The sequence below is a fragment of the Curtobacterium sp. MCLR17_031 genome, from assembly GCF_003234775.2.
GTDB lineage: Bacteria > Actinomycetota > Actinomycetes > Actinomycetales > Microbacteriaceae > Curtobacterium > Curtobacterium flaccumfaciens.
In genome coordinates this window covers 3,163,761-3,183,733 of record NZ_CP126270.1, presented here as the reverse complement: position 1 = coordinate 3,183,733, position 19,973 = coordinate 3,163,761, and the positions used below count along the sequence as shown (strand labels likewise).

17 protein-coding genes and 1 pseudogene are annotated in these 19,973 nt (G+C 66.0%); 7 read left to right on the top strand and 11 right to left on the bottom strand.

Features of this window, described 5'->3' with window-relative positions:
• Positions 1–33: 33 nt before the first annotated feature.
• Together DEI96_RS15055 and DEI96_RS15050 are read right to left on the bottom strand one after the other, a co-directional pair.
• Positions 34–852, bottom strand: coding sequence for an aldo/keto reductase (locus tag DEI96_RS15055; RefSeq protein ID WP_111024894.1), 819 nt, complete (start codon positions 850–852; stop codon positions 34–36).
• A gap of 226 nt (positions 853–1,078) precedes the next feature.
• A pseudogene (locus DEI96_RS15050) lies at positions 1,079–2,217 on the bottom strand (MFS transporter).
• 355 nt (positions 2,218–2,572) lie between these two features.
• Here DEI96_RS15050 and nrdH point away from each other — a divergent pair.
• The 4 genes from nrdH to nrdF all read left to right on the top strand — a co-directional run bounded on the left by nrdH (position 2,573) and on the right by nrdF (position 6,522).
• Entirely contained in the window at positions 2,573–2,806 is a 234-nt protein-coding gene (gene nrdH / locus DEI96_RS15045) for a glutaredoxin-like protein NrdH (RefSeq protein WP_017886897.1), read from the top strand.
• A gap of 111 nt (positions 2,807–2,917) precedes the next feature.
• Positions 2,918–3,334, top strand: coding sequence for a class Ib ribonucleoside-diphosphate reductase assembly flavoprotein NrdI (nrdI, locus tag DEI96_RS15040; protein ID WP_027465945.1), 417 nt, complete (start codon positions 2,918–2,920; stop codon positions 3,332–3,334).
• 17 nt (positions 3,335–3,351) lie between these two features.
• The gene (nrdE, locus tag DEI96_RS15035) at positions 3,352–5,457 is read left to right on the top strand and encodes a class 1b ribonucleoside-diphosphate reductase subunit alpha (RefSeq protein WP_110864196.1); all 2,106 of its coding nucleotides are present in this window, start codon (positions 3,352–3,354) and stop codon (positions 5,455–5,457) included.
• A gap of 90 nt (positions 5,458–5,547) precedes the next feature.
• Positions 5,548–6,522 carry a class 1b ribonucleoside-diphosphate reductase subunit beta gene (gene nrdF / locus DEI96_RS15030; protein ID WP_017886894.1) on the top strand — a complete coding sequence of 325 codons (975 nt, stop codon included), beginning with the start codon at positions 5,548–5,550 and terminating at the stop codon, positions 6,520–6,522.
• A gap of 202 nt (positions 6,523–6,724) precedes the next feature.
• On the opposite strand, the gene DEI96_RS15025 is transcribed toward nrdF, so the two are convergent.
• Together DEI96_RS15025 and DEI96_RS15020 are read right to left on the bottom strand one after the other, a co-directional pair.
• Positions 6,725–7,444 carry an RNA 2'-phosphotransferase gene (locus tag DEI96_RS15025; RefSeq protein WP_181440592.1) on the bottom strand — a complete coding sequence of 240 codons (720 nt, stop codon included), beginning with the start codon at positions 7,442–7,444 and terminating at the stop codon, positions 6,725–6,727.
• A 273-nt stretch (positions 7,445–7,717) separates the two neighbouring features.
• On the bottom strand, positions 7,718–9,523 hold the full coding sequence (locus tag DEI96_RS15020) for a hypothetical protein (protein ID WP_146246962.1): 1,806 nt from the start codon (positions 9,521–9,523) through the stop codon (positions 7,718–7,720).
• A 421-nt stretch (positions 9,524–9,944) separates the two neighbouring features.
• Between DEI96_RS15020 and DEI96_RS15015 the strand changes: the two genes are divergently transcribed.
• On the top strand, positions 9,945–10,409 hold the full coding sequence (locus DEI96_RS15015; RefSeq protein ID WP_111024748.1) for a hypothetical protein: 465 nt from the start codon (positions 9,945–9,947) through the stop codon (positions 10,407–10,409).
• Positions 10,410–10,562: 153 nt separating this feature from the next.
• On the opposite strand, the gene DEI96_RS15010 is transcribed toward DEI96_RS15015, so the two are convergent.
• From DEI96_RS15010 to DEI96_RS15000, 3 genes are all read right to left on the bottom strand, one after another.
• Positions 10,563–11,435 carry a carboxypeptidase-like regulatory domain-containing protein gene (locus DEI96_RS15010; RefSeq protein WP_181440591.1) on the bottom strand — a complete coding sequence of 291 codons (873 nt, stop codon included), beginning with the start codon at positions 11,433–11,435 and terminating at the stop codon, positions 10,563–10,565.
• 224 nt (positions 11,436–11,659) lie between these two features.
• Positions 11,660–12,895: an acyl-CoA dehydrogenase family protein gene (locus tag DEI96_RS15005; protein WP_111024746.1), complete on the bottom strand. Its 1,236-nt coding sequence runs from the start codon at positions 12,893–12,895 to the stop codon at positions 11,660–11,662.
• A gap of 416 nt (positions 12,896–13,311) precedes the next feature.
• Complete coding sequence (locus DEI96_RS15000) at positions 13,312–13,737, bottom strand: hypothetical protein (protein ID WP_111024745.1); 426 nt, start codon at positions 13,735–13,737, stop codon at positions 13,312–13,314.
• Between the two features lie 242 nt (positions 13,738–13,979).
• On the opposite strand from DEI96_RS15000, the gene DEI96_RS14995 reads away from it, so the two are divergent.
• A complete protein-coding gene (locus DEI96_RS14995) occupies positions 13,980–14,477 on the top strand; it encodes a hypothetical protein (RefSeq protein ID WP_111024744.1) in 498 nt (165 codons plus the stop codon).
• 129 nt (positions 14,478–14,606) lie between these two features.
• On the opposite strand, the gene DEI96_RS14990 is transcribed toward DEI96_RS14995, so the two are convergent.
• Positions 14,607–15,656: a methionine synthase gene (locus DEI96_RS14990; protein WP_111024743.1), complete on the bottom strand. Its 1,050-nt coding sequence runs from the start codon at positions 15,654–15,656 to the stop codon at positions 14,607–14,609.
• 37 nt (positions 15,657–15,693) lie between these two features.
• The gene (locus tag DEI96_RS14985; protein WP_111024742.1) at positions 15,694–16,650 is read right to left on the bottom strand and encodes a putative oxygenase MesX; all 957 of its coding nucleotides are present in this window, start codon (positions 16,648–16,650) and stop codon (positions 15,694–15,696) included.
• A 119-nt stretch (positions 16,651–16,769) separates the two neighbouring features.
• Between DEI96_RS14985 and DEI96_RS14980 the strand changes: the two genes are divergently transcribed.
• A complete protein-coding gene (locus DEI96_RS14980; protein WP_017886883.1) occupies positions 16,770–17,711 on the top strand; it encodes a LysR family transcriptional regulator in 942 nt (313 codons plus the stop codon).
• Between the two features lie 56 nt (positions 17,712–17,767).
• On the opposite strand, the gene DEI96_RS14975 is transcribed toward DEI96_RS14980, so the two are convergent.
• Positions 17,768–19,207, bottom strand: coding sequence for a family 20 glycosylhydrolase (locus DEI96_RS14975; protein WP_284183612.1), 1,440 nt, complete (start codon positions 19,205–19,207; stop codon positions 17,768–17,770).
• A gap of 132 nt (positions 19,208–19,339) precedes the next feature.
• Entirely contained in the window at positions 19,340–19,891 is a 552-nt protein-coding gene (locus tag DEI96_RS14970; RefSeq protein ID WP_146246960.1) for a hypothetical protein, read from the bottom strand.
• Positions 19,892–19,973 lie beyond the last annotated feature (82 nt).

Sequence of the window (19,973 nt, the reverse complement as noted above, 5' to 3'; positions counted from 1 at the left end):
TCGCTGTGGCTGAACAGTGCGTACCCCGCCCGGCTACGACACCGAGTCCGGGTGGGAGCCCGTCCGCTGCCCGGACTCGAGCGTCGCGATCGCTGCGAGCTCGTCGTCGGTCAGCACGAAGCCGTCGACGTCGAGGTTCGAGCGGATTCGGGACGGCGTGACCGACTTCGGCAGCACGACCACGCCCTGCTGCACGTTCCACCGCACGAGCACCTGCGCCACGCTCACACCGTGCGCGTCCGCGATGCCGGTCAGCACCGGTTCGTCGATCAGGCGCCCACGACCGAGCGGCGACCACGCCCCGGTCACGATGTCGTGCTGCTCGTGGAACGCGATGAGTTCGCGCTGCGGCAGCCACGGGTGCCGTTCGACCTGGTTCAGCGCCGGTGCCTCGCCGGTCTCGTCGATGAGCCGCTGTAGGTGCGGCACCTGGAAGTTCGAGACACCGATGCTCCGCGCCCGCCCTGACTCACGCAGTTCCACCAGAGCGCGCCAGGTCTCGACGTAGCGATCGTTGGCGGCGGCCGGCCAGTGGATCAGGTAGAGGTCGACGGCGTCGAGCCCCAGCCGCTCGAGGCTGCGGTCGAATGCCCGCAGGGTCGCGTCGCGCCCCTGGTGGTCGTTCCACACCTTGGTCGTCACGAAGACGTCGTCACGGTCCAGCCCGGAGGCCCGGATCGCCTTGCCGACGCCGGTCTCGTTGCCGTACATCTCGGCGGTGTCGACGTGCCGGTAGCCGGCGTCCAGCGCGAGGCCGACCGCCGTCTCCGCTTCGGCATCGTCGACCTTGTAGACGCCGAAGCCGATCGCGGGGATCGAGCGGCCGTCGCGCAGGGGAACTGAGGTGACCATGCACCCATCCTGCCGGTGCCTGGCGGGCGCGCGCCGGGCCTCCAGGCCATCTGTGGAGAACGCGACCCGTACGCCGGGCGCACGTTCCTTCCCACACCGGCCGCGATGGCGAGTGGAATCGGGCGTACCTGGTCAGAACTTCCGACCAGGTACGCCCGTTTCGACCAGGTACGCCCGAAACCGCCCGCCGCCGCGCGACCACCGCCGCCCGCCGCCCGCCCGCCGCTCACGTCGGCAGGTGCACGGGCTCGGTGTCGGGGAGGGGGCTGGCGTCACGGCCGCGCAGGTCGGGCAGCCAGCTCCGCATCGCCAGGGGGAGCAGCACGCCCAGGCCGGCCATCACGGCGCCGACGGTGAAGCCGCCGACGGGGCCGCTGCCGTCGATCAGGAAGCCGGCGATCGCCGAACCGCCGGCGGCACCGATCAGCTGGCCGGTGCCCATCCAGCCGTAGGCCTCGGCCGTGTCGGAGAACTTGACGGTGGCGGAGACCGAACCGAACATCACCGCGAGGGCCGGCGCGATGCCCACACCCGCGATGACCAGGGCCAGGCAGAGCCACCAGAAGCCCGTGCCGCCGAGGGCCAGGGTGAGGCCGACGAACACGACGGCCATGCGCGTCCACAGGGTGTTGCGGGAGATCGGGCGGTGGCCGAACGCCAGACCGCCGACGAGCGAACCGACCGCGAACACCGCGAGGACGATGCCGGCGTTGGGGCTGCCCTCGCCGAAGACGCTGGTGACGCTGGCCTCGACCGCGGCGCACGCCCCGATCAGGAGCAGGCCGGTCAGGGTGGCGACGACGACGGCGGGGCGCTTCAGCACGACACCGAAGGCGCGCTTCGAACGGGGGATGCGGACGCGGCCGAGCTCAGGGGAGGCGATGAACCACGCGCCGCCGACGACCAGGAAGACCATCGCGACGACGATCGCTTCGACCGTGCCGACCTGGGTGGCGACGAAGGTGGTGATGACCGGGCCGGCGACCCAGATGAGCTCCTGCGCACCGCCGGCTGCACGGGCGGGACCGCCAGGCCGCCGAGGAACCCGACCACCACGTAGCCCCAGAGCGGCATGACCACGAACGCGATGACCACCATGCTGATCAGCGCGACGATGCTCGTCAGGATGAGAACGGGGCGCATGCCCCAGCTGCCCATCCACCGGCTCGTCAGGGGGCCGGCCAGCGCCTGCCCGATGCTCGTCGTCGCGAGCACCAGGCCGGCCGCGCCGTAGGAGTCGAACACGTGCTCGACGTGCAGCAGGTAGGCCAGCGACAGCATGCCGAACGGGAACCGCGCGGTGAGCTGTGCGGCGATGACACGACCCACGCCAGGGGTCTTCAGGAGGGGCCCGTACGTACTCACGAGACGAGTGTACGGACCGGCCGGACGGGGGTGTCCCCCGTCCTGGGGAGGGGCGGTTCGCGACACGCCGATGCGTTGATTCCACATCTGTGGATCGGGACTGTCCACCGGTGTGGGGAAGTGTCGGTGGTCGGGCGCAGACTGGCGGAAACTCGGGCCTCCCGGGAATCCACAGACTGTGGAGGACGTTGTGGAGAACTACATGGCTGTAACACTTCCTCTAGTGGTCGGTGCTGCGGCTAGCCACTAGATGTAGTGTGGAGGCATCGCAGCGGCCCCTCCCGGACACGACTGCGGACAGACATCAGCACCACCTCCACAGCACAGCAGAAACCAGTAGGAACCAGGGGAGAACATGGCCGTCACCGTCTACACCAAGCCGTCCTGCGTCCAGTGCACCGCGACGTACCGGGCCCTCGACAACAAGGGCATCGAGTACGAAGTGCACGACGTCTCCACGGACGAAGCAGCGCTCGAGCACGTCAAGAGCCTGGGCTACATGCAGGCCCCCGTCGTCGTCACGGACGACGACCACTGGTCGGGTTTCCGCCCCGACAAGATCGCAACCCTCAGCGCCGAACTGGCGTAGTCGTCTCCCGTCCTGCGGACGGTCACCCCGGTCCCGTTCAGGAGGCCCGGCGATCGCCCGCAGGACACCCTCCGGTCCGCCTGTTCCGCACCTTCTCCAGAGGAGCGCACCATGAGCCGATTGGTCTACTTCTCGAGCGTGTCCGGGTACACCGCGCGCTTCGTCGAGAAGCTCGGCCGCGACGCGGACCGGATCCCGCTCTACCCGAGCGAACCGTTCCTGCACGTCGACGAGCCCTACGTCCTGGTCCTGCCCACCTACGGTGGCGGCAACGGCGAGGGTGCAGTCCCCAAGCAGGTCATCAAGTTCCTCAACGACGCCCACAACCGCTCGCTGATCCGCGGCGTGGTGGTGGGCGGCAACACGAACTTCGGCGAGGCGTACGGCCTCGCAGGGGACGTCATCGCGCAGAAGTGCAACGTCCCCCTTCTCTACAGATTCGAACTCTTCGGGACCCCTGACGACGTGTCGGCGGTCAACTCAGGATTGGATGCATTTTGGACGCAGCAGTTGCAGACGTCGATCTGACGTCGCCGCAGACGGGGATGGACTACCACTCCCTCAACGCGATGCTCAACCTCTACGACGCGGACGGGAACATCCAGTTCGACAAGGATCGTGAGGCCGCCAAGCAGTTCTTCCTGCAGCACGTCAACCAGAACACCGTCTTCTTCCACAACCTGAAGGAGCGGCTCGACTACCTGGTCGAGAACGAGTACTACGAAAAAGCCACGATCGACATGTACTCGCTGGACTTCATCCAGCGACTCAACGACCTGGCGTACTCGAAGAAGTTCCGGTTCCAGACGTTCCTCGGCGCGTTCAAGTACTACACGAGCTACACGCTCAAGACGTTCGACGGCAAGCGGTACCTGGAGCGCTTCGAGGACCGCGTCGTCATGACCGCCCTCGGCCTGGCCCAGGGCAACGAGCAGCTCGCCATCGACCTGGTCGAAGAGATCGTCGCCGGCCGCTTCCAGCCCGCGACCCCCACGTTCCTCAACACGGCGAAGGCACAGCGCGGCGAGCTCGTCTCCTGCTTCCTGCTCCGCATCGAGGACAACATGGAGTCGATCTCGCGCGGCATCAACTCCTCGCTGCAGCTCTCGAAGCGCGGCGGCGGCGTGGCCCTGCTCCTCTCCAACATCCGCGAGGCCGGCGCCCCGATCAAGCAGATCGAGAACCAGTCCTCGGGCATCATCCCCGTGATGAAGCTGCTGGAAGACTCCTTTTCCTACGCGAACCAGCTCGGTGCGCGTCAGGGTGCCGGAGCGGTATACCTCAGCGCCCACCACCCGGACATCATGAAGTTCCTCGACACCAAGCGCGAGAACGCCGACGAGAAGATCCGCATCAAGACGCTGTCGCTCGGCGTCGTCGTGCCGGACATCACGTTCGAGCTCGCGAAGAACAACGAGGACATGTACCTGTTCTCGCCGTACGACGTCGAGAAGGTCTACGGCGTCCCCTTCGGCGACGTCCCGATCTCCGAGAACTACCGCGCAATGGTCGACGACTCGCGCATCAAGAAGACGAAGATCAAGGCGCGTGACTTCTTCACGACCATCGCCGAGATCCAGTTCGAGTCGGGCTACCCGTACATCGTGTTCGAGGACACGGTGAACAAGGCCAACCCGATCAAGGGTCGGATCAACATGTCCAACCTGTGCTCGGAGATCCTGCAGGTCAACACCCCGACGACCTTCAACGAGGACCTGTCCTACAAGGAGATCGGCAAGGACATCTCCTGCAATCTCGGCTCGCTGAACATCGCGCTGACGATGGACTCGCCCGACTTCGGCAAGACCATCGAGACCGCCATCCGCGGCCTGACCTCGGTCTCGCAGATGTCGCACATCACCTCGGTGCGTTCCGTCGAGGACGGCAACGACAAGTCGCACGCCATCGGCCTCGGCCAGATGAACCTGCACGGCTACCTCGCTCGTGAGCGCGTCTACTACGGCTCCGAAGAGGGCATCGACTTCACGAACATCTACTTCTACACGGTGCTGTTCCACGCCCTGCGTGCGTCGAACAAGATCGCGATCGAGACCGGCGAGACCTTCGACGGCTTCCGCGACTCGAAGTACGCGTCGGGTGAGTTCTTCGACAAGTACACCGACCAGACGTGGACGCCCGCGACTGCTCGTGTTGCGTCGCTGTTCGACAACGCGAACATCACGATCCCGACGCAGGACGACTGGAAGGCGCTGAAGGCTTCCGTCCAGGAGCACGGCATCTACAACCAGAACCTGCAGGCCGTCCCGCCGACCGGTTCGATCTCGTACATCAACCACTCGACGTCGTCGATCCACCCGATCGCGTCGAAGATCGAGATCCGCAAGGAAGGCAAGCTCGGCCGCGTCTACTACCCGGCGCCGTTCATGACGAACGACAACCTGGACTACTACCAGGACGCGTACGAGATCGGTGCCGAGAAGATCATCGACACGTACGCCGCGGCGACGCAGCACGTGGACCAGGGCCTGTCCCTGACGCTGTTCTTCAAGGACACCGCCACCACGCGTGACATCAACAAGGCGCAGATCTACGCATGGCGCAAGGGCATCAAGACGATCTACTACATCCGTCTCCGCCAGCTCGCGCTGGAGGGCACGGAGGTCGAGGGCTGCGTCAGCTGCATGCTGTAGAGCTGCCGCTCTGCTCCCTGGAGGCGCGGTGCCAACCCGCACCGCGCCTCCAGTCCGTCACTTAGTCACCATCTCTGTAAGGAACACACGTTGGTCGAGAAGCTGAAGCTCATTGATCGGGTCCAGGCCATCAACTGGAACCGCATCCAGGACGACAAGGACGTCGAGGTCTGGAACCGTCTCGTCAACAACTTCTGGCTGCCCGAGAAGGTGCCGCTGTCGAACGACGTGCAGTCGTGGAACACGCTGACGCCGGCCGAGCAGACCCTGACCATGCGTGTGTTCACCGGTCTGACCCTGCTCGACACCATCCAGGGCACCGTCGGCGCCGTGTCGCTCATCCCCGACGCGATCACCCCGCACGAGGAAGCCGTCTACACGAACATCGCGTTCATGGAGTCGGTGCACGCCAAGTCCTACTCGTCGATCTTCTCGACCCTCGCGTCGACGCGTGAGATCGACGAGGCCTTCCGCTGGTCCGAGGAGAACCCGAACCTGCAGAAGAAGGCGTCCATCGTGATGGACTACTACCAGGGCGACAACCCGCTGAAGCGCAAGGTCGCCTCGACGCTGCTCGAGTCGTTCCTGTTCTACTCGGGCTTCTACCTGCCGATGCACTGGTCGTCGCGCGCCAAGCTCACGAACACCGCCGACCTGATCCGCCTGATCATCCGTGACGAAGCCGTCCACGGGTACTACATCGGGTACAAGTACCAGAAGGGCCTCGAGACCCTCACGCAGGCCGAGCGCGACGAGCTCAAGGACTACACGTTCTCGCTGCTGTTCGAGATGTACGAGAACGAGGTGCAGTACACGCAGGACCTCTACGACGAGGTCGGTCTGACCGAGGACGTCAAGAAGTTCCTGCACTACAACGCCAACAAGGCGCTGATGAACCTGGGCTACGAGCCGATGTTCCCGAAGAACATCACGGACGTGAACCCGGCCATCCTCTCCGCCCTGTCGCCGAACGCGGACGAGAACCACGACTTCTTCTCGGGGTCGGGCTCGTCGTACGTCATCGGCAAGGCCGTGAACACTGAGGATGAGGACTGGGACTTCTGATCCTGGTCTGACTCATGGGGACGCCCCGCTGGCTTCGGCCGGCGGGGCGTTCTGTGTCTGCGGCGTCAGCGGCGCGATGGATGACCTCTGCAGCTGGTCTCTGGACGCCGTAAAACAAGCTCCACTAGGCACCGTGGTGCTGAAATCAATACCGAGGAAGCTTGATTCCATCAATCACGACTTCTGATGAGAGATTAGGCCCTCAAACTGTCGGTGGCAGCTCCGCCCTGAGCAGATGCGTGCTAGGTGGAATCTGAACCCAGAAGCACGACACGGGTACGACGCTTAGCTCTCGCATCGGAATTCCCCGTGAGAGAAACGTGCTGCCGTGAGCTTGGAGAATGCCCGCGTCGGCACCGGAGGATACGCTGTAAACGAGAGGCTGGCCGGTACGAATTCCGTTCGCCACCGCTTCTTCGATGTCGTCGCTCAAATGAACGAACTGTCTACTCATAGGCAGCACGCCAGCCCTACTGTCGATAATATGGTTCGCCGATGCCCAAGGAGAAGCGTGGTACAAGCGAGTGGTGACCTTCGGCGGATCATAATCGAGTTCAGCAGGAATGCTATGACCGTACTTGGCCCGGATCCTTCCTGCTTTGATCTCAAATCGACGCTCTTCTCTATCGGTTGCTACGGCTGCGAGGACTTCGACAGGATGCGCGGGTAATAGTCGTTGCTGAAGATCTTCGAGGAGGGCCCAACCGCCAGCGTCTCGCTCCAAAAGTGCGTCATGGCGAAGGTGGAAGGCCATGCCCTTGCTTGTCCGGATGCGACCCGCGCCAGTCGCGGCGGGATCGGAAAGCGGAAGTCGCGAAAGCCCACGTGATGACAGCCAGCTCTGAAGTATTTCGTTCCCCAGATCGCGCAAGCGCGCGTCCGCCACGGTGTCGATGAAGGTTGAAAGACGCGCCTCAGCCATGCCGGAGGGAAAAGGGCTTTTGGCGGACCCGGTTAAGCCCCAGATGATCCGCGACAGGACTGATGCTTGGTAGGACAGCCACTCTGCGCCCTCTCCTTCAGGGTTAGCATTCCGGGCACTTCGCCAATCCGTGAATACTGTTCTGCGACTCTCCCAGTCCCCCATGGGCAGGAAGGAATGGTCGTCAGTGAGTTGAGCTAACTCGTACCCCGCAGGCCTCCAGCCCTGTGCCTCGAGATCGATTGCATAAAGAGTTCGAGCGTCCGTAATCAGTCAATTATGGAGGTGCGCGTCGCGCCGGCGTACGAGGTCCACGTCTTTTACGAGTTCCCACCAGCGGTGGAAAGTAGCGCCCGCATCCTGCAGGCCGCAAGCTTTCAGCCAACGGCCAAACTCCTTCATTTTCACTTCACGACGGCCCCTGTTTGAAGGCTCGCCGCGCTCGCATTCATTAATGATGCCGAGGAACTTCGCTGCATCACGCAGTAGGTCGCGGCGCTCCGCGGCGTCCGCGGTGTCTACCGCGTCAAAGAGTGAACGTCCGCGGACATAGTGCCTTGCGGCTGTCACGTCTGTTCCGTCCTCTTCTTCGCGGTCGTATGTGGCCAAGAGGCGAGATACTTTGTACCGATTCTCCCAGCCCTCACTCCGAAGATGGTGAGCGATGGCGTCTGAGCGCTCTTTCTCTAGCTCGACCGCGACCCTCGCCATGTTCTTGAAGATGAAGGTCTCGCTACTCAGTCCGTAGTAGTCGGCCACAGAGGTCACTCCGCTCCGGCCCCCTAAGCCGAGAACAGATAGATCTGGGCTGTGCAGCGCCGCCTCGCCAGCCTTCTCGTACAAGGAATTGCTGTCGCCCTTCGAGATATTGTTGAGAACGGCGCGGGCGGACTGGCCCGTTCCTATCTCCATGGGGACGGGTTGTGCCCCGTGCTCTTGCACGTCCCGGGCCAGGAGTACGAGGGGTGCCGGCAGTGTGTGATCCGCGTCGACCATGGCAGCGAGTTCAGTCAACGTGTTTATCCGCAGGAATCTATCATCCGTCAGGGCTGCAAGCCGTAATTGGTCTCGCCGCCTCAGTAGCTGACTTCGCTCGTCTTCCAGCGTTCGTTGCCCGCCCCTCAGCGATATGCTTTCCTCCAGCGCGTTCGCCTCAGTAATGCCAAGTGGGCCGGCGGCCTGAAGGAGATAGTCTGCCAAGAGTCCTCGCGCGGTGGGTTCACCTGAGCTTGCCAGCTGACGTAGCGGGCCAATAAGATATCTGGCTGATTGCACCAAGAGCTGATTTGACTCACCCTCGACCCTTAGACCGAATGGAAGTCGCGCATGCATTAGATCTTCTTGCTCGACTAAACCGGACTGGAGATATTCGATGATCGCGGTCGCCATGACCCTTCGAACTTTCTCCTCCCCGAGGAACGGCTTGCAGGCGCTCGCGAGGTTACGTGCCTCAGAAAGAACGTCGGTGTCTGGGGTCACAAATCCAGGTTGCGTTGCCTTGCGTAGCAGAAGGTCTATTTGAGCAAGGATGAACGAGGGATCCTGTGAGCATCGCTCTCTGGCTCCGCTCAATGCCCGCTCGAGGAGAGTTATATCGGGTTGTAGATCGAAATAGACTGCATGCGCCTCCAGTAGGTACGCGAATGCGGAGCTGTCCGTGTTTCCCTGCGAGATCGAGCGTTCGAGCGCGGTGATGGCTTCTCTGGCGTCCTCTTGGTCGATGCTCTCGAATCGAGAAATGAGTACGGAGGCTACGCCTAGGCGGCCTGTGAAATTTTTTCGCAGTTCCGGGCGAAGAGCCTCTTCGTGTCCGACTGCGTCACGTAGGTAGGCGCGAGCGATTTTGAGCGCTGTTACAAAGAGCACTGGGCGCCGCCAATTGATTTCTCTGGCGTAATCATGCACGGCTATCGCGACTCGCTGCCTGACGGTCAGGAGAGTCTTCGTGTATGACATCTTCGCCGGCATGTGACGCGAAAGATGTGCTGCTCCTACCGAAAACCAGTACTCGATAAGCACCAGATCTGCAAGAGTGGGCTCATGCCGCTCCGAAAGGACGTCTACCCAGAGTTCTGCCACTTCCGCGGCCTTCACCTCAGACCTTAGTAAGAAAGGTGCTGTCACGTCGGCTGGCTTCGGGTCCGATCCGGCTGCGACGGCGGTAGGGCGCATCCCCAACTGGCGCCAAAAAGAGGAAAGCTGCGCCGATTGCTCCCGGTCGGGCCTGATATTTCCACGAAGGGAATTACGCAAATCTGCTGGAGAGAACTTGCTCGGACCCGGAGGCTTCTTCAATTGGTTCCCTAAATGGGTTTGGGTTGATGAGGTCTGCTGGCAACGCTACTGTGCGATTCAGAGCGAAGCAAGGTCTGGGAGGCCGCACCTTGACGTTGGATATGTCGACAACGGTGTTTCCTACGACAAGCCCGCGTATGCCACGCTCCATGGGGTGCGCATCAAGATCACCTCTGTCGCCTACGAGCACGTGGAGTAGCCCGCCTTGATCATCATGAAGTCCAACGGGTCAGTCAGCAGTGTGCTGAACGACACGTTCCGCCCGCTCCCGGACCAGGTGCGACGCAGCCTCGGCCTCCTCGACAACGACGACCACTTCGCGTGGCTCGTCTTCTCCGCGCCGATCGACGACCAGACGTGGCGCGCCGGCCCGCAGCCCGTCATCGACGAGTACGGCAACTCCTACCTGCAGGCCGGTGGCACCGCGAAGAAGATGAGCGTGGAGCTGCGCCGTCGCGAGGACGACGGGGAGTACCGCTTCTACATCGTCGGCCGCGACCACGATCTCACCGAAGCGCTCACGGGGACCATCGACGTTCAGGCGGCGCACGAGCCCCGGCATCCTGCCGAGCTGTTCACGGCTGACCAGGCTGCGCCGGTGTTCATGCACTACGTCGAACACCAGACGGTGCCCGACGGCTACACGCTCCGTCTCATCGCCGACATGTAGAAGGTGGCGACGCCACCGTCGCGTGTCCGCGACCGTGTGCCGGACAGGAGGCGCGGTGCCAGCTGGCACCGCGCCTCCTGTCCGTTGCTGCTCACGCGACCGCGTGCAGTCACGCAGCCAACCGCGTCCGGCCAGCCATGTGCTGGGGCCGAATCACCCGAGGGCGCCGCCCCAGAAGTCGTGACCGCCGAACACGACCGTCACCGGGACGGCCTGCGCCCGGTCGGCCACGTACCGGTACACGCCGCCCGGACGTCCGAGCCACAGCACCTGCGCGGTCGTTGTGGTCGTCGCGACGGTCCGGAGCTCCACCACGTACTGCCCGGAGGGGATCTGGAACTGCGCCGTCTGCTCGCTGTCGAGCAGCGTCGAGAACCGGGTCGAGAACGACGCACCGGTCGTCGCGTTCGTCACCGTGACGGTCGCGCCGCTCAGTTGCTCCGACGGGCTGCGGGACGCCGAGGCCGCGTAGACGATCAGGTCGTAGTCGCTGTGTGCGTAGTGCCGTGACAAGGTGACCCGGGAAGCCGGGAGCGTTCCTCGCTGCTGGTACACCCGGGTCTTCCAGACGGCGGGCGACGCCGTTCCACTGGCGTAGGCCTCGATGCGGTACTTCCCGGTGCTCAACCCGACGAATCGGTACTGGCCTGCGCTGTCCGAGGTCGTCCGGAACACCTGCGAGGTGTCCTCGTTCCAGGCGTACATCAGGCGACCGGTGGCGGGTCCCGTGGGGCCGACCACGCCGCCCTGCACGGTGGCGCCGATCACGAGCGGCACGGTGACCGCGACTGTGGAACCGCCACGGACGGTGATGCCCGAGCGGAGTCCGGGGGCGTAGGTCTCCGTTCCGTGCGGCGGGAGCTGCCGCGTCGTCACCGTGACGGTGTCCGGTGCGGGGATGCCGGTGAACGTCGCGGTGCCGTCATCGTCGGTGGTGGCGTTCCCGACGACGACATCGGTGCCGATCGCTGCGAGTTCGACGTCCGCCAGCCGGATCGCGGTGCCGTCGGGTGTTGTGAGCTGCACGGTGATCGTTCCGGATCCGGCCGCAGTCGCTGGTGGCGCGAGGCCGATCAGCGCGCCTGCTGCCAGCGCAACGGCCAGCGTCATCCCAGTGATCAGTCGCATCGCGTTCCCCGGTCGTTGGCCAGCCGTGCGTTGCCAGGGACTGTACGCGCACGGCGGGCGGGCGGTGGGGCAGGCACATCGCAGCAGCGGTTACGCGGAAGCCGTCCCGGCTTCGACAGGCGTCACGAGGTCCGGGTCGCACCGATCGCCCAGACGCGGGGCGGTTCGGCACCGTTGACCGCGTGGTCACCGATGATCCGTGCCTTGAACACCCACGGGTTGTGGCTGCCGGCGGTGCGAGCGTTCCGCCAGTGCCGGTCGAGGTTCTTCGTCGTGCTCACCCCGGACGCCGCGAGCGCGTCGAACAGGTGCGAGGTCGCCGTCGTCGCCAGCGTGGTCAGCGCCACCTGCGCCTGCGCGGTCGCGAGTTCGGCGCGGTCGTTGCGGCGCTCGTCTTCGGCTGTGTCGAGCCCGGCTCCCTCGTACGCGCCCTGCAGGGCCGCGGCGGCCCGGTCGACGATCGCCGTGGCGGCGAACCCGGCCGCCGACACCTCGCCGACGACCTGCAGGATCTGCGGGTCTGCCGCGAACGTGTCGGCGTTGCCGTGGGAGAAGACGCGGGTGCGGTTGCGGACCTCGCGCGCGATCTCTCGTTCGGCTGCGAGGACGGACCCGGCGAGGACGCTCAACAGCACGCCCTGGTAGAACGCCGTCTGGTACTTGAACCGCTCGTCGAAGGGGATCACCGCATCGGCCTGCACGACGGCGTCGTCGAAGGTGCTGGTACCGGAGCCGGTGGTGCGCTGCCCGAACCCGTCCCAGTCGTCGGTGTGCGTGACCCCGGGCTGGTGCGCGTCGACGATCGCGATGACCCGCTCGCCGGTGTCCGTGCGCTCGGCGTAGGTGTCGATCCAGTCGGCGAAGATGCTGCCGGTCGAGTAGTACTTCTGCCCGGTGATCCGGAACGTCCCGTCCGGCTGCGGGGTCACCTTCGTGATCACGTCGCCGACCTGCACCGACCCGACTTCAGTCCACGAGTTGCCGGCGATCTCACCGCGGCCGAAGCGGTCAAGCCACCCCTCGCGTTTCCCGGACCGGGCGACCAGCCGGTCCTCCACCAGTGCGAAGTGGCCGCGGAGCGCCTGGGGGATGTTGCTGTCAGCGGCGGCGAGTTCGGTCAGCAGGCGGAACAGCTGGGGCAGGGTCGCCCCGGCTCCGCCGTGGGCGACGGGGACGCGGACGGCGCCGAATCCTGCGGCGGCGAGTTCGCGGATCTCCTCGAACGGGAGGCGGTGGTCGCGTTCGCGCGCAGAGGCGCCGGCAGCGATGCGGTCGAAGATCGGACGGAAGCGGGCGAGGAGCTCGTCGTCGGCGCCCTCGTCGATCGTGCGGTCGGCGGTCTGGTTGCTGATGGTCACGAGGACTCCTTCGTTCTCTGGGTTGCTACCTGTCGCGTGGTGTGGCGCCGTGTGGTGTCGATTCGTCCGGTGTGGGCGGACAGCCCGACCAGATGTGCGCCATCGCGAGACTGTGGCATCGCCGAACGCCTGCGAGAAGGGTTGTGTCGATGTGTGTCGGAGGGTGACTTCCCATGACACGTGACCACGCAGCGACGAGGTGGGGGTTCGCAGCAGCGCCTTCGCGGTGCTGCGCGTGTGCGATGGCCGCGGAGCCCGTCGGACGGAGACGGGCACGCTCCACCGAGAAACCCGCGTCGGCCACGCTCACAGGAGCGCGCATCATCGAGCGAGCGCGCACCCGCCAGAGGACTGGCCACTGCCTGGCTTGGTGTGGGCGATAGCCGTGGTCTCGGCGCCGTTCACTCCGGTGAGGTTCAGGCCGGCGGTGTCGTCCCTGCGCCCTCGGTGTCGTCGGCACCCCCGAGACCGGTCCCGGCCTGATCGAGGTTCTCGTGGGGATCACCCATGTCCCCGGTTGCAGCGCCGGTGTGGGACAGCCCGAAGTGTCCGCGGACGGCGTTCGCCTCGGCGGGGGACAAGGTGCGTCCGGCTCCGAGGGACGGCGCGTCCTTGATCGCGTCCTTCGTGTACCCGACGTGCACGTCCGTGCCGTCGAACGTGGCGTCGTCGGCGGGGACGAGCGCCTGGTGACGCCCGAGCAGTCCGGTTGCGACACAGACGTAGGCCGCACTGCCGTCCTCGTCGGAGGGGAACACCTGCACGACCTTGCCGACTGACACGCCGTTGCGATCCCGGACAGTCGCAGTCTCGACCTGGTGGATGACGCCCTTGGTGATCATGACCGTAGTCAACGCCCTCGAGTCTGACGCTTCGCAGACGCCGTCGTTCGACGCCGACGGAGCGCCGGGTCTCAACCCCGTACGCGACCATGGAGTCCATACCTGGTAGGGCGGCGGTTACCTCGACGAGGACACGAAGTCGCTCCAGAACGTGGGCTCTGCCACGACCGGCCAGCTCGAACGGCTCACGAGATGATTGTGCGAACGTCGCAGACACAGCGCGATCTGAGTGGAGTTCCCAGATGAAAGTACCTCGACGGAAAGCCGTCATCGTCCTCCCGTCTGTAGGAGCGGCACTGCTCGCGGTCGCCGTCCTCGCCGGCTGCAGCTCCGGGCTCGGGAAGACCCCGGAGCGGGCGAAGCAGTCGATCGTCACGTTCGTCGAGGGTTCGACCGACGTGGTCGGTGACGGCTGGGAAGTCAGCGACGGTCCGGGGCTCGGGAAGTGCGGCCGGGGACTGGGGCAAGGGGACGTCCAGTACGTCTACGCCATGGTCCGCTCCGCGAGCGCTGACCCGAAGGCCGACGTCAAGGCGGTGGAACAGCACTGGAAGGAGCTCGGCGTCACGACCGAGCGGTACCAGACCGGCGGCGAGGACCCGATCCTCGGCGTCCGGGGCAGGGGCGGTCCGGTGAGCTCCTCCGACTTCCGCGCGGATCCCCGCGGGTACACGATCGACGGCAGCTCGCAGTGCGTTGCGGGGGACTTCGAGAAGATGAGCCTCGACAGTCAGGAGTGACGACCGCGACCTGACCACCGGAACCGAGCCGCGCCTCCAGTCCGGCCCGGGACCAGGGCGCCTGCCGGACGCGACACGAAGGACGGCCCGCCCCGTTGTCGAGGCGAGCCCTCCTGTGCAGCCGAGTCGCTAGCGCGATACCGGCTCGGCGACGCTAGCGAGCTCGGCCCGCACGATGTCCGCCCCTGCGGACAGCGCGCCGAGCTTGTCCAGCGCCGCACCCCGCGCCAGGGGCGCCATCCCGCAGTTGGAGCTGGGGATGAGCTTGTCGGCATCGACGAACTCGAGCGCCCGACGCAGCACCCCCGCCACCTCTTCCGGGGTCTCCACGGTCTCGGTCGCGACGTCGATCGCCCCGAGCATGACCTTCTTGCCGCGGATCAGCTCGACGAGCTCGAGGGGAACGTGGGAGTGGATGCACTCGAGCGAGACGATGTCGATCGACGACTGCTGCAGCAGCGGGAACGACTGCTCGTACTGCCGCCACTCCGCCCCGAGCGTCTCCTTCCACTTGTTGTTCGCTTCGATGCCGTAGCCGTAACAGATGTGCACGGCGGTCTCAGCGCGCAGGCCCTCGGCTGCGCGTTCGAGTGCGGCCACGCCCCAGTCCTGCACCTCGTCGTGGAAGACGGTGAAGGCGGGCTCGTCGAACTGGATGATGTCAACGCCGGCGTCCTGCAGTTCCCGGGCCTCTTGGTTGAGGATCGTGGCGAACTCCCACGCCAGCTTCTCGCGGCTCTTGTAGTGCTGGTCGGAGAGCGTGTCGATCATCGTCATCGGGCCGGGGAGCGCCCACTTGATGGGGCGATCGGTCTGAGCCCGCAGGAACTTCGCGTCCTCAACGAAGACCGGCGCCCGACGGCTCACGGCACCGACGACGGTCGGGACGGCCGCGTCGTAGCGGTCGCGGATGCGGACGGTCTCCTTGCGCTCCAGGTCGACGCCGTCCAGGTGCTCGATGAACGTCGTGACGAAGTGCTGGCGGGTCTGCTCGCCGTCGCTGACGATGTCGATGCCACGGCGCTCCTGCTCGTGCACGGCGGATCGGAGGGCGTCCTGCTTGCCCTCGGTCAGTGCTGCTCCTTGCAGCTCCCAGGGGGACCAGAGCCGTTCGGGCTCGGCGAGCCAGGACGGTTTCGGCAGGCTGCCGACGATCGAGGTGGGGAGGAGAGAACGCATGGGGGTGACGGTCCAGTCAGTCGAAGGGCAGAGGAAGTCAGCGCGCGAGGGCGGGGTCAGCCCACCGGGCGAGGAGTGCGTGGTGCGGCCGCACCAGGTGCTCCTCGGTCCACCGGCCCTGCGTGATCCCGAGGCGGCTGCGCTCCTCGCGGTCGTACGTCACCGGGGTGGGTGTGAAGTCGGTGTGGTCGAGGGTGGGGCGGTAGGTGCTGCCGGACGGGGTGTTCGCGGCGTAGACCTCCGGGCGGTAGATCTTCTGGAACGTCTCCATGGTGGCGATCGTGCCGATGAGCTGGAGGTCCGTGTAGTCGCCGGTCAGGTCGCCGCGCGTGTAGAACGCGAGCGGGGCAGCCGCCCCGACGGGCTGGAAGTACCGGACCCGCATGCCCATCCGGCCGAAGTAGTCGTCGGTGAGCGAGGAGTGCTCGTGCTCGTACTCGGCGCCCAGGATCGGGTGGACGTACCCGGTCCGGCGGTAGGTCTGGCTCGTCGAGACGCTGATGCAGACGACGGGCTCGGCACTGAAGTTCGAGTGGAACGCGGAGGACTCCAGGAAACGCTGGAAGAGCGCCCCGTGCAGCTGTCCGAAGTCGGACGGCAGCGACGGCGACGACGGCAGCAGCACCGAGAAGTCGTAGTCGCGCAGGTACGACGAGAAGTTGTTGCCGAGGATCCCCTGGTGGCGCTCGCCGGTGTGCTCGTCGACGATCGTGACGTCGAGCATCTCGAGCAGCGGGAACTCCGCGTCCGACCCGCTGTCTGAGAACTCCAGCGCCACCGAGACGATGTCGAGCTGCAGACGGTAGCGGTCGTGTGCCGCGGCCAGCTCGTTCGCTCGTCCGTCGATCATCGCCAGCGCAGCGCGGAGGTTCTGCTGACGGTGCTCGCCGCGCGCCAGGTTGGCGAAGTTCGTGGTCAGCCGGGAGCTGTCGGCGGGGGAGTAGTCCTCGTCGAACCGGGTCCGGGTGATGCTGAAGGTGAGGTCGTTCGCCATGGTCGGCAATCTGTTCGTCGAGCGCCCGCGGGCGCTGGGGAAGGGGTGCCTCGATCATCGCGGGATTCATGGGCCATCAGGTAATACCGAGACGCTATGCACCGGTATAGCCTCGGCCTATGGCCCGTGTCTCGAACGACATCACCCTGCAGCAGCTCCGGTACTTCATCGAGGTCGCGACGGAGGGCTCGATCAGCGCAGCGGCCGACCTGCTCTACGTGTCGCAGCCGACGATGTCCGCGGCGATGAAGGACCTGGAGACGCGGATCGGACGCCCGCTGTTCACCCGATCGGCCCGAGGGGTCGTGCTCACCGTCGACGGCGTCGAGTTCCTCGGGTACGCCCGGCAGGTCGTCGAGCAGGTCTCCCTGCTCGAGCAGCGCTACGTCGGCGGACAGCGGTCGCGTCGGCTGCTCGGGGTGTCCGCCCAGCACTACTCGTTCGCGGTGGAGGCTTTCGTCCGCATGGTCGAAGCGGCAGCTGCGGACGAGTACGAGTTCTCGCTGCGCGAGACGCGCACCTGGGACATCATCGAGGACGTCCGCACGCTGCGCAGCGAGGTGGGCATCCTCTACCGCAACGACTTCAACAAGCAGGTGCTCGGCAAGCTGCTGCGGGACGCCGGCGTCGTGTTCACACCGCTGTTCGTCGCGCAGCCGCACATCTTCGTGGCGAAGCGGAACCCGCTCGCGTCTCGGGAGCGTGCGACCCTCGAGGACCTCGCGGACCTGCCGCGGCTCACGTTCGACCAGGGCGCGAACAACTCCTTCTACCTGGCCGAGGAGATCCTGTCGACGATGTCGAGCAAGCGGGAGATCCGTGTCTCGGACCGGGCGACGATCTTCAACCTCATGATCGGCCTCGGCGGGTACACGATCTCGACCGGGCTCATCAGCGACGACCTCGATCCCGAGATCGTCGCCATCCCCCTCGACGTCGACGAGCGCATCGAGATCGGCTGGATCGCGCACGCTTCGGTTCCCCTCACCGTGCAGGCGCAGGCGTACCTGGACGAGTTGCGCGCGGTGGTCACCAGCTACGGCGTGGAGCCGCTCGGATAGGCAGGCGGCGGGTCCGGCGGTTCCAGCGATCGGCCTGGAGGCACGACACGCGTCCGTCAGGAGGCTGCGGTTTCGATCATCGCCCTCACGTGCGGTGCGCTCCACCCCAGGAGCGCGTCAGCAGGTGGATCCTCCAGGTCCTCACCCCAGATCGCGACGGCGGCGCCCGACATCGGAGCCGCGAGCAGCGAACCGGAGTCGCCGTCCCACGCCCGGAGTGACCAGTTCTCGCGGAGGTCGGCGACCGTGTACTCGCTGTCGGCCGGGTCGAGGTCCGTCGGCACCTCGTAGAGGTAGTACGAGTTGTAGTTGAGCAGGTCGATCCCAGCCTGCTGCAGGTCGACCGCACTCGCCCGTCGTGCTCGCCGTTCGCGCCGCTCGGCTGCGTCCTCGGTGTCGCCGTCGAAGCTCCAGTACGTGACGTGGATGCGCGGATCGAGTCGCCCGATCGCGACCCGATCGATCCCGTCGTTCCAGGCCCAGACCTCGCGGTTGCCGACCGTGGCCGCCATCGCGTTCATCCAGGCGACGCGCTGGCCGGCGGTGACGTCGTCGCCCCATTCATCCCCGCCGATGTGCACGGTGCGGCTGGAGGGGAAGGTCCGCTGCACCTCTGCGTACAGCTTCTTCGCCAGGGCGAGACTCTCCGGCGCCGACGTGTCGAGTTCGTTCTCGCCCGAACGGATGCGGTCGACCCACTTCGTGCCGTGTTCCGCCTCGAGCAGGGCGAAGGCGGCGGCCATGTGTCCGGGAGTGTCGATCTCCGGCACGATCGCGACGCCTCGCTTCGCCCCGTAGGCGGCGATCGAGCGTGCCTGCGCGGCGCTCAGGAACGGGCGATGGGTCACGCGGCTCGTGTACACGCCGTCGTCGAGATCAGCGTTGGCGAGGGTCTGGCCGAGGACCGTGCTCTCGATCCCGACGTTCTGGTCATCGGTGAGGTGCAGGTGCAGGAAGCGGCCGCCGTCGTCGGCGAGGAGGTCGATGTACCGCTTGAGCAACGCTACGGGGTAGTAGGCGCGAGCGACGTCGAGCATCACGCCCGTCTCCGGACGCGCGCGCTTCGTCGGCTTGGTGGTGACGGTCGCGGTCGACGTGCGGCACTGCTTCGCCGAGTACGCACCGGCGCAGGCGAGGACGGAGTACTTGCCGGCCGCGGCACGGGAAGGTGTCCCGCGGACTGCGGTGACCGAGGTGCTCGAACCAGCGGCGAGTGCCTTCACCGCGACCCGGCCGAGAGTGTACTTCTTCGTGCCGGCGGACAGGTACAGCCACGCGGAGGAAGCCGGCTTCCGCACCGAGGCGGTGTTCTTGACCTTGAGCGTGGTGCGCACGGCGGTGCCGGTGGTGGACGCGGTGACCTTCGTGACCGTCACCGCCGAGGCTGCGGTGTCCGCTGATCCTGCCGTTGCACGGATGCCGACCAGGGCTGCTGCCGACACGGCGATTGCCAGACCGACCGCGATCGTGCGTCTGGCCGACGATCCGGGACCCACGTGCCCCTGCTGACGCACCACGATGTCCTCCCCCCTCGAACACCCCGTTGCCCTCGTTGGATCAGGATGCGCGCACGATCGTATCCGCACCGCGTCGAACGCACATCGCCCAGCGACGTGCAGCGGGGCTCCTCAGCGGACCTCCGCACTCGCCCACAGCGCACGCACAAGACTCCGGGCGCGGCGAAGAAGCGGCTGCAGGCTGAGGGCAGCCCCGACGACCAGCGTGCCGGCCTGTGCGAGGAGGAACGCCACGAGCGCCACCGGGATGAACGCGGTGACGATCCAAGCGGCGGCGAACCCCACGAGCAGCACCGCGAGGACCCGCACCGCGGTGGAGTTCCGCGAACCGCGAAGGGCCAGCAGCCCGGCGGCTGCGAAGGCCAACGGGACGAGCGCCTGCAGGACGACCGCGATGGAGAGCCACAGCTGGCTGCTGGTCGCCGGCGACAGGGCGGCCACGAAGACGACGGTGGCGGCCGCGAAGACGAGGTGCACGGCGTCGCGAGCGAGCGCAGCACCGGCAGCGGCGACGACTCCTGCTGACACGGATATAGCAGCGACCATCAACACTGGCCCTGCTGCGATCAGATGCGTTCCGATGAAGCCGAGCAGGTTGTCGACCGCCAGCAGCGAGGCACCGGTGGTGGCGACCATCAGGGTGGCGGCGGCAGCTCTGCGCACGGAGGGCCGGGTGCCTGACGCCCTCACCGCCTGTCTCCGCCCGCGTGGCATGCGACCCGGATCTTCTCCATGTTCTTCCTCT